This window comes from Streptomyces atratus (assembly GCF_014648655.1).
GTDB lineage: Bacteria > Actinomycetota > Actinomycetes > Streptomycetales > Streptomycetaceae > Streptomyces > Streptomyces atratus.
Genome location: NZ_BMRN01000071.1, coordinates 1 through 22,275, shown reverse-complemented (window position 1 = coordinate 22,275; position 22,275 = coordinate 1). Strand labels below are relative to the sequence as shown.

Genomic DNA, 22,275 nt, shown 5'->3' with positions numbered 1-22,275 from the left:
GAGCAGATGCCGTCTCTCGAAATGCTTTCGATGCCGCAGCGTGAGGGCGCCGCATGCGTGTGGTGCCATGCCGCACTGAGCATCAAGACCGCTGTGGACCTCGGGTCCCGCCCTGAGCGCGAGGGCACGTCCGTCTTCATCTTTCCCCGACGCTGCCGTACCTGCCCGAAGGAGCCGATGTGTCACTGACGAAAGCTAGCCATTCCCGACGCGGGGATGAGGCGTACGACGTCCTCATTGCCCATACCTATGACTGTGCGTCGTGCCGAGCGAAGGCGCCCTGTCCCACCGCGGTCCTGCTCACGCGGGCATGGCGAGAGGTCCGCCGATGAACAGCCGCGACGCCCCTCGCGGTCACTGACCAGCCCCGACCCACCCAGCTTCGAGGAGTCCATGCCATGGCCGGGCAGCGTCCGGACATCATCCCGTACATCACCTCACGCAAAGGGGAGCTGACGATCGCGCCGACCAGCTGCGGGCGGGGCTCCACCCGTACCTGAGGCTGGCGGTGGCGAGGCGCGGCCGACGACCCGGCGGTGAGCACGGTGGTGGCCGCCTCTGTCACAGGCGTAGGACGACCAGGGCGGTGTCGTCGATGGCACCGGCAGGTGGGGTCAGGTCAGCCAGGAGGGCGTCGGCGAGCGTTTCGGGATCGGCGCCCCGGTGGCGGGTGAGGGAGTCGGCAAGCCGGGTCAGGCCGACATCGATGTCCTCGCTGCGGCGCTCGATCAGCCCGTCGGTGTACAGCACAAGGGTGGCCCCCTCGGTGAACGCGGTCTCGGCCTGGGGGCGGGGGATGTGTTCGGGGCGGGCGCCGAGCGGGGGGTCGGTGGCCTGGTCGAGGAAGTCCACGGTGCCGTCTGGGTGCAGCAGGGCTGGTGGAAGGTGGCCGGCGCTGCTGTAGGCGATGGTGCGGTTGGTGCCGTCGATGACGGACAAGACGGCCGTTGTCGATTCCGCGCCGTCGACCGAGCGGGCGTACAGGCCGAGAGCTTCCAGGGCCTGGGCGGGGCCGTCGGCGACGCGGGATGCGGCGCTGAGGGCGCTGCGCAGCTGGCCCATGACGCAGGCAGCGGCCAGGCCGCAGCCGACGACATCGCCGACGGCCACCGCGATGCGGTCGCCAGGCAGGTCGACGAGGTCGTACCAGTCCCCGCAAACGTTCAGCCCCCCGACCGCCGGGCGGTAGCGCACTGCTGCGCGGTGATGCCTCACAGGCCCGGGTGAGGGCAGCATCGCCTCTTGCAGGCTCAGGGCGACTTCGTGTTCGCAGGCGTGGGCCTCACGCAGCCGTTCGTTCACCCCCTGGAGTTCCCCGGCCCGGGTGTACAGCTCGGCTTCCAGTACCGTCGGCCGGTCTCCGCTGCCTCGGCGACTGAGGGTGCGGACCAGCTCGGTGATGTCCTCCTCCCGGTGCAGCAGCAGCGCCACCCGCCCGTCCGGGCCGAAGACGGGGACGTTGACCGGACTCCAGTACCGCTCCTCCCAGACCCCGGGCCGGTCCGGGAGCTCCACGTCGTAGCGGTGCAGCGTCATGGCGTCGCGCTTCCCGGTGGCAGCCACCCACCGCAGAGATGCCTGCAGCTTGCGCATACCGGTTACGGCAGGGTCCTTGGGGTCGTCGGGGAAGGCATCAAACAGGTAGCGGCCTACCACCTGGCCACGGGTACGCCCCATGCTGCTCAGGAACGCCTCGTTGACGTCGACGTACACCAGGTCCGTGGTGAACAGGGCCACCGCGCTCGGCAGCGCCTGGAATACCGCCTCGTAGTCGATCCCGGATGCGTTCACGATGCCACCTGCCCACGACGCTATGTCGATCACGTGCACTTTCACGATAGGCACCAGCGGCGCTCCAGGCAGGCCAGCACTCCAGGGCTCCGCGGCCGCCAGGCGTGGGCGCGGACTGCTCCTATGTGCACGAGCCGCGCACCAGTGAGCCCCGGCTCACGGATCATTCCGCGCTGTCGCGGAATCTGGCTCTGCGGCCGGTGGCGCCGCTGCCGGTCACTGTCCCGGCCCATGCCGCTGACGCGGTCACGTGAGGCCGGATGCTCGCCCGCCGCGCTCGCACACCGTCGACCGCTTATCACCGCAGCGGTCGTGCTCGTGCTCGTCTACGTGTTGATCGTGTTTGCTGCCATGCACCGCCCGATCTGACGGGACAGGCGAGGAGTTCACGATCACCACCAACATCGACGAACTCGCACGCCGTGGAGGGGTGTTCGAGTCTGAACCGAGGCTTTCGGTCACGCTTGGCGGCCGGTGCGGGCTCGTGAAGCCCTGAGGGTGGGTATCCGCAGGCCAGCGCGACTTCGCGGTCATGGTTCCCATGTGGTTTTCCCACGGGAAAACCACAGCGGGCTGAAACGGCTTGGGACGAGCCAGGACGGGTCGATACGGGCCGAACCGCTGAGCATTCGTGCAGGTCAAAGGAAAACCGCAGGTCAGGGCGGTGCAAGGGGTCCACTGTGCGGGGGCTCCGGCCGTTCCTGCGTATCTGCACCCTGACCTGCTTGAAATGCTGTGACCACATAGGTTCGCCGGATTGGTGGTCGTGCGGTGCGCCGGGGCAGCACGAGTTCGGTGCGCTACGGGCGCGCGATGGTGCTGACGGCCTCGGCCGGCGGGAACCGCGTACGCGGCCTGCCGTGACCGGGACGTCTACCGGGGTGCGGGTCGCACGAGCCCGCATCCGCGGCGAGAGGGGAAATCAGGGGGCGGTCGACCACTGTCAGCGGGGGCCTGATCGCCCAGCCCGGCTAACGTTCCCGGCCACAGCACTCGCCGCATGAGCTGCTGGAGCAGTTCCCGCGCCGGAGCAGCTTTTGACCTTGACGTCGTCGATGACGGGGCCGTAGGCCGTGGGCCCGGAAGTGCTGGCGAACGTCAGTTTTGTGGAAGTGCTGTTGGCCACGAACGTGAACCGCCGTGTCACGTAGCCCATGTTCGTGAACGTCCTGCCAGCCGTGTTGAAGGTGAAGTCCTGGAAGGAGTGTCCGTCGATGCGAACCTCGCCTGTCTTCACGGTCGGCAGACCCCCAGGGTTGCCGGCGAGCGAGTACGTCACGGTGTACTTCGCCCCGGGCTCCGTCGTGAACGTCTGGGACAGCGTGCCTGCGGTGGTGCCGTTGAGGTCAACGGACTGGTTGCCCTCAGCAGCCTGCCAGTAGCCGTCGTCATCCAGGTCGACACTCCCGCTCTCGACCTGCCACAGGCCCATGGTCTGACCTGCGTAGAAGATCGAAAAGGAGTTCGCGGGAGCGGTCGGCGTCTCGAAGCTGCCGTTGGTGAAGGCGGTGGTGGTGGCCTGGGCTGCCACCGTGCGGGCCGAGTGGGTGATGTGAGCGGGGGATGCCGCAGCGACACCGGCACCTGCAAGCAGGCCAGCCGAGGTGAGCGCAGCGTAGAGACGCTTAGGCAGCATGGGAGCCTTCCAAACAGGGGGGAAGCGATCAGGCGGGTAGAAACTCCCATAGATATCCACAGATGCGGCTGGCAGACACATAGGCGTCCGGGTGAGTGTTCATCAGCCGTTGAGCAACGCACCTGTTACGTGCTGCTGTCGTCAAGCGGATCACGGACGACGAGGACGAGCTGCTGGCGTTCTTCGACTTCCCCGCCGAGCACCGGATCCACCTGCGCACCGCAAATCCGATCGAGCCGACCTTCGCCACGGTCCGGTTGCGGACGGAGGTCACCAAGGGCGCCGGCAGCCGGGGAGCCGCCCTCGTCATGGTCTTCAAGCTGATCGAATCCGCTCAGGCCCGTTGGAGGGCTAGGAGTAGGGCAGGCTTCTGGTGCGAACTGACAGCATGGACGTATGGATGCAGTGAGTCTCGGCGACTTCGTTGTGCGCCGCGTGAGTGAGTCGGAGTCGGACGCGCTGGTTGGGATCGACGTGGTCGCGATCGAAGGTGATACCGAGCGACAGGCGAGCATCAGAAGGTGGTGCCAACAGGGTCTGGTGATCGCGGCGGAGGACGCGTCCGGCCTGCTCGGCTATTGCGTGGCGGAGTACACATTCTTCGAACAGGGCTTTGTCACGATGCTGATGGTGACTCCATCGGCTCGTGGCAGAGGTGTTGGGCATCGGTTGCTCGACGCTGTGGCGGCCTCGTGCACGACCCCGAAGCTGTTCACCTCGACCAACGTTTCCAACCAGCCGATGCAGCGACTCCTCCAACGAGCCGGATGGAGCCCGGTGGGCCTTCTCCACGGCCTTGATGAGGGGGACCCCGAGCTGTTCTACCTCTGCCGGCCGCAGGTTGGGCCCATGCGCCCGTGACTTGTGACCTGAAGCGGGCCGCAGGGGTTCATCGGTTGTGTCGTCTCAACGGGCCCGCGCGGCCTCGTCCCATTCTGCATTCCGCGGTATCTCCCGTACACGTCTCGCCCATTTGATCGAGGAGTTGGCAAGCCCGTGGCGGTGTGGGTCTGCACTGCGCGAGCGACGTGGCGCCGAGCGGCAGGGGGGAGGCTGGCGCCCAAGGACGGGAAGATCCGCAGCTACCAGGTGCGGTGGAAGGACGGCGGCACACGGTCCGGTAGGTGGTGGTCCGAGCGCTTCGACGACGGGGGTCGGCCCAGGTCTTCAAGGAGGCCGTCGAGGAGGCCGGCCCAGTACACGGCCGGCCGATGTCCTACTGGAAGTGGAAGGGTCGCGTGTCCTCGACGACATCTCGACGGCCCGTTTTCGTATCGCCCCGGATGCGGACTGCTGCGCCGGCTTGTCCCGCGTCCGTTCCTGGCGTCACAAGCTCGCGATCTACCGGGACACCGCACACGTGTGCGAGGGGCCGATCACTGCGCCGGAGTGGACGGCCGGCGGTGTGGACATCAGCGCCGTCGACGTCCTCGGACGGCTGGACGGACGAGTTCCCCACAGCGACCAGCAGTTCGTGGCCCACGAGCTCACGGAGATCGCGGCGTGGCTCATCGCCTGCGGGACCTCGACCGGCGCACCCGGTCGATTGAGCATCACCCCAAGTCCAGCCCCGAGCCCGGCCCGAGGGGCGAGACCGGCCCCCAGGGCCCGCAAGGAGAACAGGGCCCACCCGGCCCGTCACCGGCCGCGACAGCCGCCGTCACTGGCCGAAACGGGCGGGCAACCTGGACATTCGACGCTCCGCTGCCAGCGTCGCCTGTCGGCAGCGCTGTTGCGGTCGACCCCGGGCATGACGAGCGCGGGCCGCTCGCCGTCACCATGGAAGAGGCCACGACGGCATCCGTCGTGGTGCGGGCGTGGCGTACCCGGCCGGTCCTCGGTTTGGGGCTGCTGCCCGCCGTCCCTGCTGCCAGCGTGGACGTCCATCTCACCGCAACTTTGGCGGATCGAGGCCAAGACGGCGTCCTGTGTCGTGATCGCTCGTTGGGCTGTTCATGCGGCGGGATACGTGGAGTTGGGCGTCGCCTCACTCGTCCGCACGGCCGTGGACATTGACCGGCTTGTGCGTGCCAGAGGGGCTGCCGAGATACTCGGCAGCCCCTCTGGATTGTCCGACTGTCCCGCCGTGCGCCACGTGATCCCACTGTGGATCAGTGCGTGTGGCCGGCTTGTGGCCGCCAGGCGGCGGAGCCTGACCTCGCGGAATCAGCACTCCTGCGCGCAGGGACAATCCCGGCGCGCCACGGGACGCGGGGTCAGATGCGGACCTGTGTGACCACGGCGGGAGAAGTGAAGTCGACGAAGGAGCCAGTAGCGAGGATGGGAGTGTTGAAGCTGGAGCCTCCGCTCTGTGCGTGGTATGTGCCGGCGCACCACTCCGAGCCCCCGGTGATTCGCTTGCGATTGGACCAGGACCCATTCATCGTGCCCGCTCCACGGAAGCCGTACGCGGCATACGGGGTGCTCCACGGGGAGAGGACACAGTCCCCGGACTGGGGGGGATTGTGCTGCACGATCGTTGACGTGATCTCGGGCTCGGGGTCGACGAAGCCGAGGAACTTGATGGTGCCCTTCTCGGGATCGGCCTGGTAGTGAGCCACCTTCCCCGCCGGCGCGGACTCGCTGGACACCGGCTGCCCAACCCAGGTCAGGGGCTTCGCGTCAGCAGGCGTGTCCGCTGTTGACGCCTGCGCGGTACCCGAGAGGAGACCTCCGGCGACCAAGGCGCTTATTACAACTGCCGTTCCACGTAGCTTCATTGGAGATTCCCCACCTCTCAGACCGTGTCCCTCACGGCCGTCACGGCGATTGAACTTACCTGCGGCACTTGCCATACATAAGGTGATCACATCATTACTTTCGGCCATCATTTGGTGCGGCGGCCTCTTTCGGTCGCTGCGCGGCCCCCGGGTTTGCCCCCCTATGCTTAGGGGCATTTCCCAGCGCTGACGCGAGGTCCTCATGAAGTTCCTGCATCACATCGTGGCTACGACCGCTGTCTTAGGGATGGCAGCAGGCGCCGCTCCCGTCGTTGCCTCAACCCCGACGGATACCGATCACGCTCCGACTGAGGCCGCAGCGGCCGGCTGGCCGCTGGCATATGAGGCGGACCCCAAGACGGGGCGCTACGTCCCTCTGGGGTTCGTAAGTCCAAACGGCCGAGTGGTGCCGCTCTCCACAGGGCAGCAGGGCTACGTTGCTGATCCGCGTACCGGCAAGCTCGCGCCCGTAAGGGAAGGGCACCCCACCACAGCGCACCCCGGCCGCTGACAACGTCATCCCATTCCGCCCACCCACTACCTGAGAACCCCGCAACGAACGAGGCTGCCGCAGCATCACGCTGCGGCGGCCTCGCCTCGCCTGTGACTCAGCGCGCCACGCGGTAGCGGAGGTGGTGAGCATCACCTTGTGCTGCCCGAACCGCGCCGCGAGTCGGCGCGCGAGGCGTGAGCCGACGAGGCCGCCGACGCAAGGGGCCGCGAACGCGAGACCGTACTGCCAGGGTGCGAACCCGAGGCGGCCCAGCAGGAGTACGGCGAGCAGCGGCTCGGAGGCCATGATCAGGCCGTGACCACGATCGTGTTGAAGAACAGCGGGCGCAGCGTGGGGTGGGTGAGGATGTTGCGCCATCCTTCGAGCAGGTCGCCTGCTCGCAGTCGCGGTGCACCGGTCCGCGTGGGGCGCGGTTCCGTCCCGCCGATGGCGTGGATACCCAGTGCCGAGAGCAGGTAGCAGGCCGTCTTCAAACGCATCGCCACGCTGGTCCAGGGGGCAGGGAACTCCACGCCGCCCGGCGGTCCCGTCGATGAACGGGCTGTGCGGCCCCTTGGGGCGGCACCGCGATGGAGTGGTTCCGGAGGCGACCGTCGGCGGCTTTCGGCCGGTCGACCTTGCGGAACTTGCCCGCCTTGACCAGCCGGTTGCCGTACGCCACGACCGTGCCGGCGGGCGGACCGTGTTCGCACAGCGGGCCAGCCACCCGGGCAACACTGCGAACAACTTCCCGGCCCGGGCGCTGAGCGAAGCGCTCTGATCACAGGTGGTTGTGTCGTCGACGCGAGAGGGAGCGAGCTTCTCCCGTTTCGATTCGGGCGGCAATATGTTCGTGCCATCATCTGCCCCATGATCAGGTGGCTCCAGCGCAGGTACCCCCTGCTGATACGCGGCTCCGTCGCCAAGAGGATCCTTGAGCAATTCGAGGCTGACGTCGCGTACTTGCATACGGGCAGGCGCCCCACCCCCCGGCTGCGCATTGCCGTGCGCCGCTATGAGCGGGCCGACAGCCTCGGTCTGATTCCTGTCCGAATTCTCGCGGCGTTCCTGTCTTATGTCCTCTTCGTCACCAATATGACGGCATTCACCAGCTCCATGAAAGGTGGGGGAGGGCGGCCGCTGTATTTGGCTCGGCGAGACTTCGAGGCGAACGGACATGACCTTATAGGCCTCCTTGAGCAGGATCCGATGAGGCCGATCAAGGTTGTCGGTCCTTATATTTCTATCTCAATCTTTCTGTGCTTCGTCTTGTACTTTTGCTACATGATGTTGCGAACTGCGACTGGGGGGCGGCTGGCCCTCTCTTGGAAGTCCCGCGTGCGACATCGGTACCTGCTCGTCAACCGGGCGAGGCAGGTCGTTCGTGCCTGTGCACTTGCCAAGCGTCACCCCGATAAGTGGACTGGCAGATCCTCCGGGAAACGCTCGGTTGGAATTGCGGTCAATTCTCTCGCCAGAGAGGTGGGTCGCGCATATCGCCGCGAGGCTGCAGACGCCTACCGCTGGCCGCATCGCCGCAAAGCTCTTAAGGATCACGCTGGTAAAGTTGTGGCCGCACTACGGAAGGCGGAATTGCGCCTCGATACAGATATGCCTGCCGCCGTTTCGGAGCTATCGGACCTGACCTTGATCATCGCCGACCGATACTCCCGAAGCATGACAGGCGCGATGCTGGATGATCACCACCTGGACGGCCTTGAGCCCGTACCGGACCGGGAGCCCGTACGTGTTGCCGTCATCGCGCTGGTGGTGGCTGCCGCAGGCGCTGCCATCGCGTTCCTCGAACTTCCCTCAGGGGCAGAGACCTATCTGACAGGTGGTGTTGGTCTGGCCCTCGCTACGCTTCTCTACCGGGGTGGAGCCACTCGGGCCACGGAGATCTTCGAGGCTGTGCGTGGAGGGCCGGCGTCGCCATGAGGGGGTGGAGACTGCCGACGTCCCGCAGGAGACGTACACCGAGTCCGGCGTCGACCCGCGCAACGCGGCGGGTATGACGTCGGCTCAACTGTGCACGAAGACAGATGCGGTCCGGGCGTACAGCTGTGTGCGATCCGGTCACCGTCACGCCGGACCTGCGCCGGTTCGATGCCCAACTCCTGGCCGGCCTCCGCTCTCTGGACGGCATCAGCATTCCCGTCTCGCCGGACTTGAGCGGGTTCGTGGAGCGGCTGCGGGCGGCGCTCGCGGGCGAGGAACTGTCTGTACGGGTCGTCCCTGACCTGTCGACGCTCGACGCGGCTGCGGGCGCACAACATGCCCGCGCCGAACGTCCCCGTCAATCCGGACGTCGAGAACTTCACGCGGGCCATGCGGGGGCTGTCGTCCCTCGCGAGCGGCGCGGGGTCCGTCCTTGCCGGTGTGTTGCAGTTCGGTGCGATCGGTGATGCGGCGTTGGTCGCTGCTGCCGGGATCCCCTCGTTCGTCGGCTCACCCTCACCCTTGTGGCGTCCGACCGCAGGTCAGCGCGCGTCTGCCTGGGGATCCAGCTGAGCGACACCGGGGTCGGCCCGAGCAGGGGGTGGGGAGATTCAAATGCTCTCATCAGGGGGCGGTCAACCCGCCGGGTTCTCGCCCTTCGGGACCTGGAGACCGCTGAAGATCTTGCTCTCGCCGTCAAGTTCGCGCCAGATCGCCGGAAAACCAACCGGTCTGAACTGATGCAAGGCGGGCGCGATTTCAAGATCTTCAGGGCACTTCCAGCTGGTCGGGCAGGTGGTAGATGGCGAGGGCCGCGGTGTCGTCGTGGAGGCGATTGTTGCTGTAGACGAGGAGATCTTGGTGGAGGCGGTCGAGGAGTTCCCGGGGCTGGAGAGGACCCCAGGAGAGGACACGCTGGCGGAGGGGGTAGAAGGCCCCGGTGTGGTCGCGTGCTTCGGTGACGCCGTCGGTGTAGAGCAGCAACTGGTCGCCGGGACCGAAGGGGTACTCATCGACCCGGTAGGCCTCTGCGAGGAGCATGCCCAGGTTGAGGGGCGGTGCGGGGTCGGCCGTCTCCAGTTCGGTGACCCCGTCGGAGCGGATGAGGAGGGGTGGGGGGTGGCCGCAGTTGACGATGCGGACCACGTGACGGCGGGGGATCTCCGCGAAGACAGCGGTGACGAAGCGCTCGCCGACGTCGTTTCCGGCCAGGCGGGCGGCTCTGCGATTCATGCTCGTCTCCGCCCGGCGGGCGACGGCGGCGAGGTCGGGTTCGTCGTGGGCGGCCTCGCGGAAGGCGCCGAGGAGGGTGGCGGCCGTCTCGACGGCGGGGAGTCCCTTGCCGCGGACGTCGCCGATGACAATGCGGAGTCCGTACGTGGTGGGGACGGCCTCATACAGGTCACCGCCGATGCGCGCTTCCGCGGCGGCGGACAGGTAGAGGGCTTCGACCAGAATGGGGCCGATGCGGTGCGGGACCGGGCTGAGCAGGACATGCTGCGCGATCTCGGCCACGAAGCGCACGTTGGCGAGGGTGCGTTCCCGGCGCACGCGGTGGGCAGCCAGGATTGTTCCGAGGACGCCGACCACAGCGGTGCTCAGGTAGGTGGCCACGTAGTGGCGCTCCCACACGTAGCTCACCGGGCGGCCCGCGCAGCACGGGGTGCCGGCCAGGACCCCTTCGAAGGCGATCGCGAACACGGTGACGCCGGCGACAGCAGCCGGGCCGTGGGCGAAGGCGGCGATCACGGGGAGGGCGATGAGCAGGAAGCTCACCGGCCACTGCACGGGCGTAAGGGGTTCGAGCACCAGGATGCCCGCGACATAGAAGGCGGGCAGCCAGCGCATCCACGCGGGCGCGGCCGGCACCTGCGGGCTCCCACTGCCGGGCGGCGCTGCCCGGCCGCTCGCCGCCCCGGGGCGGCCCGGCCACCTCACTGCTCACTCCGTCGCAGAGCGAGGGGCGCGAGCACGGACGCTGCCCGGTCGGAGGACGGAGCCGCCGTGTGGGCCTGCATGCGGACGTTGCTCCTGGCGGCTCCACTCAAACAGCCTGTACACGCGGGACTCCTGGCACATGATGTGGGCAAGACGTCCATCCTGCTGCCCCGCAACGCTTCGGGCCGGCCATTGCTCCAGCCAATGGCATGTCAGGACCTTCGCGCGGGGGTGGCCCGCCGGGACCGGGTGGAGGGCCGTGCATGTCGGGATCGTGCCCCAGTCCTGCCCGGCTGGGCCGTGACCACCGTGTGGCCGCACCCGTGTGGCCATGGCCGCACCAGCGCGGATGCGCACGCGTACCCGCAGGTCAGGACTACTTTCGTGTTCGCGGTTCCCGTGTGGTGGTGTTCCCGTGGGGGCATGACGGCGAGTGATCTGCTCTCCTGACGCCGGCACCGCAGCCAGGGCATACATCCCCGCCTCCGTTGCCCATCGGCTGAGCGCACCGGGGGCCAGCCCTACCTGGAGTTGGGCGGGTAGCAGGATCGCCCCGGGCGGTCGCATCCGGACATGCTGGGCCCGGCATGTATCGCTGGTTTCCCAACAATTCCGTAGGAGTTGATTCGTGCGTGAGCAGGCATGGCAAAGGTTTCGTTCTTCCGGGCGGCGGCGGGGTGGTCGGCGCAGAGCCGTGCCCGCTGCGGCCGCGGTGGCCGTGGGCGTCATGACGATGGGTGTCCTGGTGCCGCCCGCGGCGTTTGCTGCCGCCAGGCCGGACACCGTCCAGCAGGGCCTGAACGCACTGGTGCACTCCGATGGCCTGCCCGCTGCGCTGGCGAGCGTCAAGGACCGTGAGGGCCGCACCCGTACCTACACAGTAGGGGTCGGCGACCTGGCCACCGGCTCGAAGGTGCCCAGGGACGGTCAGGTGCGGATCGGCAGCAACACCAAGACGTTCACCGCGGTGGTCGTGCTGCAACTGGTCGCTGAAGGGAAGATCGGCCTCGACGCCCCGGTCGACACCTATCTGCCGGGCCTCGTGCGCGGGAAGGGGATCGACGGACGCCGCATCACCGTCCGTCAGCTCCTGCAGCAAACCAGCGGACTTCCCAACTACACCAACTACCTCGGGGACGACGTCCGGTACTTCGAACCCCGCGAGCTCCTCGACCTCGCTCTCCAGCACAGGGCCGACTTCGCCCCCGGGACGAAATGGGAATACAGCAACACGAACTACGTGCTGGCAGGCCTGATCGTCGAGAAGGTCACCGGCCGCCCCCTCGCCAAGGAAATGGACCGGCGCATCATCAAGCGCATCGGGCTGCGCCACACCTACTTCCCCGCCCCCGGTGACGCGACCATCCGAGGACCCCATCCCAAGGGCTACTACAGGGATTCGGCCAACGCGCCTCTGCGCGACATCACGGAAATTGACCCCTCCTGGGGCTGGGCTGCAGGTCAGATGATCTCCACCAACTCCGACCTCAACCGATTCTTCACCGCGCTCTTGTCCGGCCACCTCCTCCCGGCGGCCCAGCTGGCCCAGATGCGCAGCGCCCCCCTCCCCGCTGATGCCACCTTCGGTCCCGGCGCCCGCTACGGACTGGGGCTCGTGAGCAAGCCCCTGCCGTGCGGCGGCGTCTACTGGGGGCACGGCGGCAGCTTCCCGGGATACGAGACCCGGGGCGGGGCCACCGACGACGGCCGCGCCGCCAACGTCGCGGTGACCATGCAGCTGACCGACGAGGCAGCCAGGCAGCGTGTCGACAGCGTCGTGGACACGGCCCTGTGCCGCTGAACCGCTCCTCCTAGGAACCGTCCGGCCACGGCCCGGTAGATCTTCAACCGGTTGATCAGCCGCTCGACTTCGTTCCTGCGGGCACAGCGTGCCGGGTCGAAGCCGGTGGGCCTGCCGCCGCCGCTGCCACGGCGTCGGCGGTGAGCCTGCCGGCCACGGCGTTCGGGGATGGTGCGCTTGATCTGCCGACGTCGCAGACAACGGCGGTTCCGGTGTGATGAGTACGTTTCGTCCCCGCTCGGATGGTCCGGCCGGGTGCGGGGATGGCCGTCGGCCGGACGGGGTACGCGAATGAGTCCCAGGACCGCGACCATCTGCGGGGCATCGCGAGCGAACTCACACTCGGCTGCACGTCGAACTTCGCGTGGAAGCATTCCCGGACGTGTCGGTACTCGACCTCTGGCAGCGCGGCCGCGGGAGAGGTGGGCGGTTCGGGGCAGGCCGGTCCGCCCGGCACCCAAGGGTCCGGGAACGCCACGGCCGGCCGAGTGCGGGGCCGGCCCGACCCGAGGGCGTGCGGTGCCCTGTGCAAGGCAGCCGCCGCCCCCGTCAGGTACTCCGCTCGCCGGTCCCCCGACACGTGCGGGACATCGGGAAAAGGGCCGGGTCGTCTTCGACGAGCCTTCAGAGGGGATCGGTACTGCTGGTTACCCCCACTGCCCGGGCCGGTAGTCGCCGGCGGGCTGCTGGGTGATGAGGTTCATGCGGTTCCAGGCGTTGATGAGGGCGATGAGGGACACCAGGGCGGCGAGTTGGTCCTCGTCGTAGTGCTTGGCGGCATTCGCCCAGGCCGCGTCGGTGACACCACCGGCGGCGTCGGCGATGCGGGTGCCCTGTTCGGTCAGTTCCAGGGCGGCCCGCTCGGCGTCGGTGAAGACCTTTGCCTCCCGCCAGGCCGCGATCAGGTTGAGGCGCACCGAGGTTTCCCCGGCGTGCGCGGCGTCTTTGGTGTGCATGTCCGTGCAGACCCCGCAGCCGTTGATCTGGCTGGCGCGGATCTTCACCAGTTCCTGAGTCGCGGCCGGCAGCGTTGAGCCCGACACGACCCTGCCCGCCGACATCATGTACTTCATGTACGTCGCCGCGAGGGGGGTGTCGTAGTAGGTGAAACGGGCTTCCATGGCGATCTCCTTGCCGTGTGAGCTGTTACACCCCACTGACGGAACAGCCCGGCAAGATGTGACAGCCAGACGAATGTGATGCGCGTCTCCTCGTTGCCAGCATCCCTGCACACCCCCGGAGCACCTGACTACGCGGCATTGCTGCGCGGTGGCCTACGGCCACCCCGGGCGGGCCGCGTCGCCCCCGGATCTGGCTGTCAGGCGTCCCCACCCCTGGTTGAGCCCGCAACCAAGTGGGGACATCGAGCGGGACCGGCTGGATCGCAAGGAGCCTCACCGCCGTGAGAGGACGTTCCTGGAGGGTTGCCGTACCAGCGCTCCCCGGGGCGCCGACGGCCACCATGCGGTGATCGGGGGACGTCGTCACGACGCCGAACGCGCGTGGCGCCTCCATGGCGGGTAGCCGGGACCGTTGCCGTTTCCGGCCCGCAACGGGTGTACCGGGTGAGCGACAGCTTTTGGCCGGCTCGGCGGCTGGAGCGGGCTCGTGGAGCCCGGCAGTGGGTACCCGCAGGTCAGGGCGTTGCGAGGGGCGCCCAGTGCGGGGGCTCCGGCCGTTTCTGCTTCCCCCGCTCACCGCCCGACCGCCGTGTCACCGCAGGGCTGGCCAGTGGAGTGGCTCCCGACCCGATCGGCGTCCGGGGGATGGTGGGAGTGCCGGTAATCGGGTACATCAGGACAAGTAGCACCGGTTGGTACGGCTCGGCAGGCGCCATGCGCGCTCCGCGCGGACCGGCCGCGTCCGCCCACCCCACAACGCGGCGAGGTGAGCTCCTCATGTCCGCACCATCCGCTCCGAAGAACACGCCCAAGGTCACCGAGCGTGAAGCGCGCCGAGTGGCCGAGGCCGCGCGCGAACAGGACTGGCACAAGCCCAGTTTCGCCAAGGAACTCTTCCTCGGGCGCTTCCGGCTCGACCTGATCCATCCGCATCCGCTGCCGGCCGCGGACGACGTCCGGCGCGGCGAGGCGTTCCTCGCCCGGCTGCGCGATTTCTGCGAAACCAGGATCGACAGCGCGCTCATCGAGCGTGAGGCAAGGATTCCCGACGAGGTGATCAACGGCCTCAAGGAACTCGGCGCGCTCGGGATGAAGATCGACCCGAAGTACGGCGGCCTCGGCCTGACCCAGGTCTACTACAACAAGGCCCTCGCCCTGGTCGGCTCCGCCAGCCCCGCGATCGGTGCACTGCTCTCCGCCCACCAGTCCATCGGCGTACCGCAGCCGCTGAAGCTCTTCGGCAGCCAGGAACAGAAGGACACCTTCCTGCCCCGGCTGGCCAGCACCGACATCTCGGCGTTCCTGCTCACCGAACCGGACGTCGGCTCCGACCCCGCCAGGCTCGCCACCTCGGCGGTTCCGGAGGGACCGGACTACATCCTCGACGGTGTGAAGCTGTGGACGACCAACGGTGTCGTCGCAGACCTCCTCGTCGTGATGGCCCGCGTCCCGGAAACGGAAGGCCACAAGGGCGGCATCACGGCCTTCGTCGTCGAGGCGGACTCCCCGGGCATCACCGTCGAGAACCGCAACGCCTTCATGGGCCTGCGCGGCCTCGAGAACGGCGTCACCCGCTTCCACCGGGTCCGGGTCCCGGCCGCGAACCGTATCGGCCCCGAAGGCGCAGGGCTCAAGATCGCCCTCACCACGCTCAACACGGGACGGCTCTCCCTGCCCGCCATGTGTGTCGGCGCCGGGAAGTGGTGTCTGAAGATCGCCCGCGAGTGGTCGGCGGTCCGTGAGCAGTGGGGCAGGCCGGTCGCCCGGCACGAGGCCGTCGGCGCCAAGATCTCCTTCATCGCCGCAACCACCTTCGCGCTTGAAGCGGTGGTCGACCTCTCCTCCCAGATGGCGGACGAGAACCGCAACGACATCCGGATCGAAGCGGCCCTTGCCAAGCTGTACGGCTCCGAGATGGGCTGTCTGATGGCCGACGAACTGGTCCAGATCCGGGGCGGCCGGGGCTTCGAGACAGCCGCGTCCCTCGCCGCCCGCGGCGAACGGGCCGTCCCCGCCGAACAGCTCCTGCGCGATCTGCGGATCAACCGGATCTTCGAGGGCTCCACCGAGATCATGCATCTGCTGATCGCCCGTGAGGCCGTCGACGCCCATCTGAAGGTCGCGGGGGACATCATCGACCCCGACAAACCCCTTTCCGCCAAGGCGAAAGCGGGCGCGAACGCGGCCGGCTTCTACGCCCGCTGGCTGCCCAAGCTCGTCGCGGGGCCAGGACAACTCCCGCGTACGTACGGGGAATTCAATCCACCCGGACACCCGGACCTGTCCACCCATCTGCGCTATGTCGAACGCTCCGCCCGCAAGCTCGCGCGCTCCACCTTCTACGCCATGTCGCGCTGGCAGGGCCGGATGGAGACCAAGCAGGGCTTCCTCGGCAGGATCGTCGACATCGGCGCGGAACTCTTCGCGATGAGCGCCGCCTGCGTCCGTGCCGAACTGCTGCGCTCCTCCGACGACCACGGCCGCGAGGCCTACCGGCTCGCCGACACCTTCTGCCGCCAGTCCCGCGTCCGGGTCGAGGAACTCTTCACCCGCCTGTGGTCCAACACCGACGACCTGGACCGGCGTGTGGTCGACGGCGTCCTGTCCGGTGCGTACACCTGGCTGGAGGAGGGCATCATCGATCCGAGCGGCGAAGGCCCGTGGATCGCCGATGCTGATCCGCCTGAAACCCATCACCCGAACCTCAGAAGGGTCATTCGGCCGAGCTGACACCCGCGCAAGCGAACAGGCCGCTCGGCCGGGAACCCGGCCGAGCGGCCTCCTCGCTGATCTGTCTTCTGGGAGCGCAGCGGTGGAGACAGGGGTCGTGTCGGGCGGTCGCAGGGATGCTGCTGCCGCCCAGCGGGCTCACCGCTCGGGCCTGTTCACCCGGATCAGCGTCTGCTGCCCGTTGGCGACGAGTTTCCGCCGGTCGTCCTGGACGCCGTGCACCTCCAGTTGGCAGACGGTCGGTGTGCGTCCGGACTTCAGGGCGGTTCCGACCGCCTCGATGCAGTTGCCGGTGGCGGGTGCGAGCACATCGAGTCCGGTCGCCACCCCGGCCGCACCGGTCACCGCGGCGACCGCCGGGAGCGGCCGGCGGTCACGCTCCAGGACGGCGACCCGATCCTGTAGCGCGCCGATGTCCGACTCCGGTCGCCTCCGTCCGCCGAAGCGCAGGGCCGAGCCGGCCGTTCGACTCGGCGACGCCGTCCGGATCTTCCCGCGCATCTCGGCCGGTTCGACGGGGACCCGGTCGCCACCCGACGACGGCGAAGTCATGTCCGGGTCCGGACCATCCCCGTGAGCCCCGGCCCGTCACCGCTCCCGGACGCAGTGATCGCGGTGAGGACCGCCAGGGGCGCGGCACTCCCGGCGAAGGAGAGGCTCTGACCGGCCGGCATCGTGGACACCGGCGGTGCCGAGGCGGAGCGTTGCGATGGCGGTCTGCGCGGCGGTCCGCACAGTGCGCTCCGCCGTCGCGGCCCGGAACGTGGCAGTGAAGATCGACGCCATCAGGTCTCCCTGGTGTTGATGTTGACGTCGATGACGGCCCGCTCGATCGCGGCCTGCACCGCGGCGACGATGGTCTCGGTGTCGGCGCCCGTGCCGACCTGACCGGCGAGCGCGGTGATCGCGGCGGTCTGGGCCGCCATCCGCTTGTCCATGGAACGGATGCGGGCCTGCATGTCCTTCAAGATGGTCTGCGGCTGCCACGTGGGGTTCGTCCCATGGTCTGCCGCGTCCGTCGGGCCGCCGATCGCATCGGTCTTCCAGACGGCGTCGAAAATGTCGCGCTTGGTGATCCCTGCCATGGGGTCCTCCTCGTTCGGGTTCCAGCTTGCGGGGTGCTTCAGCCGCTCAGCCACATCGGCGCGGAGCGCGGCCATGGTGAAACCGCGGGGATCGACCTTGTCGTTCGACCACTCCAGGTGGCCGATCACGGACTTCGCCGACCAGCCGTGTGCCCGGCACAACGCCGCCTGCACCCGGACGATCGCGTCATACTGCGCCTTGGGCCAGGGGTCCTTGCCGTCGCCGAGGTTCTCGCACTCCCAGCCGTAGAAGCGCGCGTTGCCGTCGGTTCCGTTCGCGTTGCCCTTCGTGGGCGGGGTCGGCCGGCTGCCGTACGACTCGGCGATCACCTGCTCCAGAACGCGCGGGTCACCGCCGCCCGCGTGATTCGCGCGGCCCCAGCCGACCATGTGCACCCGGCCGTCCTTCGCGATCATCCCGTGGCACAGCGGACCGGGCAGGGACGCGTACCCGTCCCGGACCATGGCCACGGTCGCCGCGGTCCCCTTGGTGACCGTGTGGTGCACGATGCTGCCGTTGACCGGACCCCACGCACCCTTCGAGTTCCGGTTGTGCGTACGCCAGTTGCCGACCTCCACCACGCGCACTCCCTCGGCACGCAGAGCGGATATGACCTGTGCAGCGGACATGGGGTTTGCCATGCGATTTCCCTATCCTGCGGTGTAGATGACGTTGCGGAACATTCCCCTGGTAACCGTTCTGCCCGTCGTCGGTTTCTTCTACCTTTTCCACCCGGACGTATGGACCCCGCCACGTGGAATCCGCAGCGGTGGCCGTGCACTTCGTGCCGCCCGTCGGCGGTGCGCGTCCAGGTGATCTGCGTCGGCGTCACTGTCAGCACGTAGCTGTTCCACACGCCCGCCGCGCAGATCGGACCGGTCTGCGTGGCCGGCGTTCGGGTGCCGGGCGTCACGTTCGACGACCCCGGTTGCGTACGGAAGACGTTTCCCGGGTTCCACGAGGCCTTCGCCGGCTTCGCGGAACTCACGAACCGTTAGGGTTCCTGGCCCACGCCGTCTCCAGGAGTTCTCGTGTCCACGCCGCCCCACCACCCGCCGACCTCCTACGGTTCCGCTGCGTCGTGCCACATCTGCGGTGCGATACCGGCGGTCCACGCCGTGGTGCGTGGACACCGCGGGCTCGTCGTCACACTGCGCTTCCTGACCGAGGAAGGCGCCTTCTGCCGGACCTGCGGAACGGCCACGTACCGCAGGATGACCTCGGACACCCTCTGGCAGGGCTGGTGGGGTCTGCTGTCGGTGTTCGCCGCACCGGTCACGATGGTGATGAACATCGGCGCCCGCTCCCGGATCCGCGCCCTGCCCCACCCGGTGGGCAATCTGCGGCCCCAACTCGCCCCGGGGCGCCGGGTCCTGGCCCGGCCGCCCGCGCTGGTCATCATGGCCGCCCTGGTCGCGGCCCTGGGCGCGGCCGTGGTCCCGAAGCTGATTCCGCACACCCAGCCCACGTTCACCGCCGGTGACTGCATCCGCAACCACGCGAAATGGCCCGAGCAGGACCTCGAAGAGGTCGGCTGCAGCTCCCCCGAGGCCGAGTACTGGATCTCCGACGGGGACAAGTGCTGGGGCAAGGACTGGCTGCTGTACCTGGAGTACAGCGCGGAGAAGAAGACCTTGTGCGCTCACCCCATGTCGAAATGACCGCCCCCGGCGACTCCACGGATCAGGGCGGCCCGGTGGGCGAGGTTCCGCGCCAGGACGGCTGAGATCGGCCCCGGGCGGCCCGGCGCTGGGGACGCACTGTCCACACTCACAGCCGATGCGGCAACAATGGGGGGCATGAGCGACAGCCCTGCCCCCCTCGCCGACCCGCACGTCGTCTTCGATGCCGCGGAAGGCCCCCGGGATCTCGTCATCCTCGGCTCCACCGGCTCCATCGGCACCCAGGCCATCGACCTGGTACTGCGCAACCCCGACCGCTTCCGCGTCACCGCGCTCTCCGCCGCGGGCGGCCGGGTCGCACTCCTCGCCGAGCAGGCGCGGCAGCTACGGGTGCGTACCGTGGCCGTCGCCGCACCGGATGCCGTACCGGCCCTCCGCGAGGCGCTGCGCGAGCAGTACGGGACGGGCGAGCCGCTCCCGGAGATCCTGGCAGGGCCCGAAGCCGCCACCCAGCTCGCCGCCGGCGACTGCCACACCGTGCTCAACGGAATCACCGGATCGATCGGTCTCGCCCCCACACTCGCCGCACTCGAAGCGGGCCGCACGCTCGCCCTGGCCAACAAGGAGTCGCTGATCGTCGGCGGCCCGCTGGTCAAGGCGTTGGCCGAGCCCGGTCAAATCATCCCGGTCGACTCCGAGCACGCCGCCCTCTTCCAGGCGCTCGCCGCCGGGACCAGGGCCGACGTGCGCAAGCTCGTCGTCACTGCGTCCGGCGGCCCCTTCCGGGGACGAACCAAGAGCGAGCTCGTGGGCGTCACCCGTGACGAGGCCCTCTCGCACCCGACCTGGGCCATGGGACCGGTCATCACGATCAATTCCGCCACCCTGGTCAACAAGGGACTGGAGGTCATCGAGGCGCATCTGCTCTACGACATTCCGTTCGACCGGATCGAGGTCGTGGTCCACCCCCAGTCGTACGTTCACTCCATGGTGGAGTTCACCGACGGTTCCACCCTCGCCCAGGCCACACCGCCGGACATGAGAGGCCCGATCGCCATCGGCCTCGGCTGGCCCCAGCGCATCCCGGACGCGGCACCGGCCTTCGACTGGTCGAAGGCGTCCAGCTGGGAGTTCTTCCCCCTCGACAACGAGGCCTTCCCGTCCGTGGGACTGGCCAGGCACGTGGGCACGCTCGGCGCCACCGCCCCGGCCGTGTTCAACGCCGCGAACGAGGAATGCGTCGACGCATTCCTGGCAGGACGGCTGCCGTTCAACGGAATCATGGATACGGTCACGGCGGTGGTGGCCGAACACGGCACCCCCGCCACGGGAACTTCGCTCACGGTCGCAGACGTCCTCGAAGCGGAGACCTGGGCACGCGCCCGGGCCCGTGAACTCTCGGCGAAAGCGACAGCGGAGGCGCGCGCATGAGTATTACGACGGTCCTGTTGACGATTCTGGGCATCGTCGTCTTCGTCATCGGGCTGCTGTTCTCGATCGCCTGGCACGAGCTGGGGCACCTGTCGACCGCGAAGCTCTTCGGTATCCGCGTCCCCCAGTACATGGTCGGCTTCGGGCCGACGGTCTGGTCGCGGAAGAAGGGCGACACCGAGTACGGCATCAAGGCCATTCCGGCCGGCGGCTACATCCGCATGATCGGCATGTTCCCGCCGGGACCGGACGGGCGCCTGGAGGCGCGTTCCACGTCACCGTGGCGGGGCATGATCGAGGACGCCAGGTCCGCGGCCTTCGAGGAGCTCGAACCGGGTGACGAGAAGCGGCTCTTCTACACGCGCAAGCCGTGGAAGCGCATCATCGTGATGTTCGCCGGACCGTTCATGAACCTGGTCCTCGCCGTCGCGATCTTCCTCGGTGTGGCGATGACCTTCGGGTTCCAGACCCAGACCACCGAGGTGGCGGGTGTCCAGAAGTGCGTGATCGCCCAGAGCACGAACCGCGACACCTGCAAGAAGTCCGACCCGGTCTCGCCCGCACAGGCCGCAGGACTCAAGAAGGGCGACAAGATCGTCGCCTTCGACGGCCAGAAGGTCGACGACTGGGCCACGCTCTCCGACAAGATCCGCGACACCATCGGCCCCGCCACGATCACGGTCCAGCGCGACGGCCAGGAGCAGACCCTCCACGCGGTGCTGAAGAAGAACGCGGTGGCGAAGAAGGACTCCAAGGGAGAGGTGATCCCCGGTCAGTACGTGACGGCCGGCTACCTCGGCTTCGCCGCCCAGACCGAGATCGTTCCGCTCTCCTTCGGCGACTCGGTCGTCCGCATGGGAGACATGATCGAGAACGGCGTCGACTCGATCATCGCCCTGCCCTCCAAGATCCCGGACCTGTGGAACGCGGCCTTCGGCGACGGCGAGCGAGCAGCGGACTCCCCGGTCGGCGTGGTCGGTGCGGCCAGGATCGGCGGCGAGGTGATGACGCTCGACGTCCCGGCCACGAACCAGATCGCGATGATGCTGTTCCTGCTGGCCGGCTTCAATCTCTCGCTGTTCCTCTTCAACATGCTGCCCCTGCTGCCGCTCGACGGCGGGCACATCGCCGGAGCGCTCTGGGAGGCCCTGCGCCGCAATGTGGCACGGGTCTTCAGGCGCCCCGACCCGGGCCCCTTCGACGTGGCCAAACTGATGCCGGTCGCCTATGTCGTCGCAGGTGTATTCATCTGCTTCACACTGCTGGTGCTGGTGGCCGACATCGTCAATCCGGTCAAGATCTCCTGATCTCCCGACCGACCCGGTGAACCATGGGTGACGGCCCGGCACACAGCGTGTGTACGGGCCCCTCCCGTTGCGCGGCATTCACGGACGCGGTGTGCTCGTGGGTGTCGCCGGTGCCGTAACCTCGAAACCCGGAGCCCGCCGATCTCGGGACCTTGATCCACACCTTGGGGATGCTCAGCGCATGACTGCGATTTCTCTCGGAATGCCGTCCGTTCCGACCAAGCTCGCCGACCGGAGGGTCAGCCGCCAGATCCAGGTCGGGTCGGTTGCGGTGGGCGGGGATGCGCCGGTGTCGGTGCAGTCGATGACCACGACGCGTACGTCGGACATCGGCGCGACGTTGCAGCAGATCGCGGAGCTGACGGCGTCGGGCTGTCAGATCGTGCGGGTGGCGTGTCCGACGCAGGACGATGCGGACGCGCTGGCGACGATCGCGAGGAAGTCGCAGATCCCGGTGATCGCGGACATTCATTTCCAGCCGAAGTATGTGTTCGCGGCGATTGATGCGGGCTGTGCGGCGGTGCGGGTGAATCCGGGGAACATCAAGCAGTTCGACGACAAGGTGAAGGAGATCGCGCGGGCCGCGAAGGATGCGGGTACGCCGATCCGGATCGGTGTGAATGCCGGTTCGCTGGACGCGCGGCTGCTGAAGAAGTACGGG

The 22,275-nt window shown here is 68.2% G+C and carries 15 protein-coding genes and 4 pseudogenes; 10 read left to right on the top strand and 9 right to left on the bottom strand.

What is annotated here, in order from left to right; genetic code table 11:
- A pseudogene (locus IEZ15_RS45910) lies at positions 1-189 on the top strand (hypothetical protein); the annotation flags it as partial.
- A 372-nt stretch (positions 190-561) separates the two neighbouring features.
- On the opposite strand, the gene IEZ15_RS40460 reads toward IEZ15_RS45910, so the two are convergent.
- Both IEZ15_RS40460 and IEZ15_RS40455 read right to left on the bottom strand, forming a co-directional pair.
- Positions 562-1,794 (bottom strand): PP2C family protein-serine/threonine phosphatase, encoded by a 1,233-nt coding sequence (locus tag IEZ15_RS40460; protein WP_189281976.1) that lies wholly within the window; start codon positions 1,792-1,794, stop codon positions 562-564.
- Positions 1,795-2,734: 940 nt separating this feature from the next.
- Positions 2,735-3,427 carry a choice-of-anchor C family protein gene (locus IEZ15_RS40455; protein ID WP_189281975.1) on the bottom strand — a complete coding sequence of 231 codons (693 nt, stop codon included), beginning with the start codon at positions 3,425-3,427 and terminating at the stop codon, positions 2,735-2,737.
- Positions 3,428-3,567: 140 nt separating this feature from the next.
- On the opposite strand from IEZ15_RS40455, the pseudogene IEZ15_RS40450 reads away from it, so the two are divergent.
- Positions 3,568-3,780, top strand: a pseudogene (locus IEZ15_RS40450) (transposase); the annotation flags it as partial.
- 43 nt (positions 3,781-3,823) lie between these two features.
- Complete coding sequence (locus IEZ15_RS40445; protein ID WP_114246956.1) at positions 3,824-4,288, top strand: GNAT family N-acetyltransferase; 465 nt, start codon at positions 3,824-3,826, stop codon at positions 4,286-4,288.
- A 1,355-nt stretch (positions 4,289-5,643) separates the two neighbouring features.
- On the opposite strand, the gene IEZ15_RS40440 is transcribed toward IEZ15_RS40445, so the two are convergent.
- Both IEZ15_RS40440 and IEZ15_RS40435 read right to left on the bottom strand, forming a co-directional pair.
- The gene (locus tag IEZ15_RS40440; protein ID WP_229846471.1) at positions 5,644-6,018 is read right to left on the bottom strand and encodes a hypothetical protein; all 375 of its coding nucleotides are present in this window, start codon (positions 6,016-6,018) and stop codon (positions 5,644-5,646) included.
- 763 nt (positions 6,019-6,781) lie between these two features.
- Positions 6,782-7,194: pseudogene (locus tag IEZ15_RS40435) on the bottom strand (MFS transporter); the annotation flags it as partial.
- Between the two features lie 316 nt (positions 7,195-7,510).
- Between IEZ15_RS40435 and IEZ15_RS40430 the strand changes: the two are divergent.
- Complete coding sequence (locus IEZ15_RS40430; protein ID WP_189281971.1) at positions 7,511-8,578, top strand: hypothetical protein; 1,068 nt, start codon at positions 7,511-7,513, stop codon at positions 8,576-8,578.
- Positions 8,579-9,346: 768 nt separating this feature from the next.
- On the opposite strand, the gene IEZ15_RS40425 is transcribed toward IEZ15_RS40430, so the two are convergent.
- A complete protein-coding gene (locus IEZ15_RS40425; RefSeq protein ID WP_308427500.1) occupies positions 9,347-10,447 on the bottom strand; it encodes a PP2C family protein-serine/threonine phosphatase in 1,101 nt (366 codons plus the stop codon).
- A 763-nt stretch (positions 10,448-11,210) separates the two neighbouring features.
- Here IEZ15_RS40425 and IEZ15_RS40420 point away from each other — a divergent pair.
- Positions 11,211-12,317 carry a serine hydrolase domain-containing protein gene (locus IEZ15_RS40420; protein ID WP_189281970.1) on the top strand — a complete coding sequence of 369 codons (1,107 nt, stop codon included), beginning with the start codon at positions 11,211-11,213 and terminating at the stop codon, positions 12,315-12,317.
- On the opposite strand, the pseudogene IEZ15_RS40415 reads toward IEZ15_RS40420, so the two are convergent.
- A pseudogene (locus IEZ15_RS40415) lies at positions 12,296-12,643 on the bottom strand (IS5/IS1182 family transposase); the annotation flags it as partial. The gene IEZ15_RS40420 and the pseudogene IEZ15_RS40415 sit on opposite strands and share 22 nt — an antisense overlap.
- A gap of 321 nt (positions 12,644-12,964) precedes the next feature.
- A complete protein-coding gene (locus IEZ15_RS40410; RefSeq protein ID WP_189281969.1) occupies positions 12,965-13,438 on the bottom strand; it encodes a carboxymuconolactone decarboxylase family protein in 474 nt (157 codons plus the stop codon).
- A 777-nt stretch (positions 13,439-14,215) separates the two neighbouring features.
- Here IEZ15_RS40410 and IEZ15_RS40405 point away from each other — a divergent pair.
- Entirely contained in the window at positions 14,216-16,168 is a 1,953-nt protein-coding gene (locus IEZ15_RS40405; protein ID WP_189281968.1) for an acyl-CoA dehydrogenase family protein, read from the top strand.
- A 138-nt stretch (positions 16,169-16,306) separates the two neighbouring features.
- Here the strand turns inward: IEZ15_RS40405 and IEZ15_RS45905 are convergent, their stop codons facing one another.
- The gene (locus IEZ15_RS45905; protein WP_229846470.1) at positions 16,307-16,720 is read right to left on the bottom strand and encodes a hotdog fold domain-containing protein; all 414 of its coding nucleotides are present in this window, start codon (positions 16,718-16,720) and stop codon (positions 16,307-16,309) included.
- 233 nt (positions 16,721-16,953) lie between these two features.
- Positions 16,954-17,895, bottom strand: a complete 942-nt coding sequence (locus IEZ15_RS40395) for an N-acetylmuramoyl-L-alanine amidase (protein ID WP_229846469.1) — start codon at positions 17,893-17,895, stop codon at positions 16,954-16,956.
- Positions 17,896-18,285: 390 nt separating this feature from the next.
- On the opposite strand from IEZ15_RS40395, the gene IEZ15_RS40390 reads away from it, so the two are divergent.
- From IEZ15_RS40390 to IEZ15_RS40375, 4 genes are all read left to right on the top strand, one after another.
- Positions 18,286-18,915, top strand: a complete 630-nt coding sequence (locus tag IEZ15_RS40390) for an LppU/SCO3897 family protein (protein WP_114246966.1) — start codon at positions 18,286-18,288, stop codon at positions 18,913-18,915.
- A gap of 138 nt (positions 18,916-19,053) precedes the next feature.
- The gene (gene dxr, locus IEZ15_RS40385) at positions 19,054-20,307 is read left to right on the top strand and encodes a 1-deoxy-D-xylulose-5-phosphate reductoisomerase (protein WP_229846468.1); all 1,254 of its coding nucleotides are present in this window, start codon (positions 19,054-19,056) and stop codon (positions 20,305-20,307) included.
- A complete protein-coding gene (locus IEZ15_RS40380) occupies positions 20,304-21,614 on the top strand; it encodes a M50 family metallopeptidase (protein WP_114246968.1) in 1,311 nt (436 codons plus the stop codon). The genes dxr and IEZ15_RS40380 overlap by 4 nt, the downstream gene beginning before the upstream one ends.
- Before the next feature lie 181 nt (positions 21,615-21,795).
- Positions 21,796-22,275, top strand: a 480-nt coding sequence (locus tag IEZ15_RS40375) for a flavodoxin-dependent (E)-4-hydroxy-3-methylbut-2-enyl-diphosphate synthase (RefSeq protein WP_189281973.1), incomplete at its 3' end; no start/stop codon positions are given.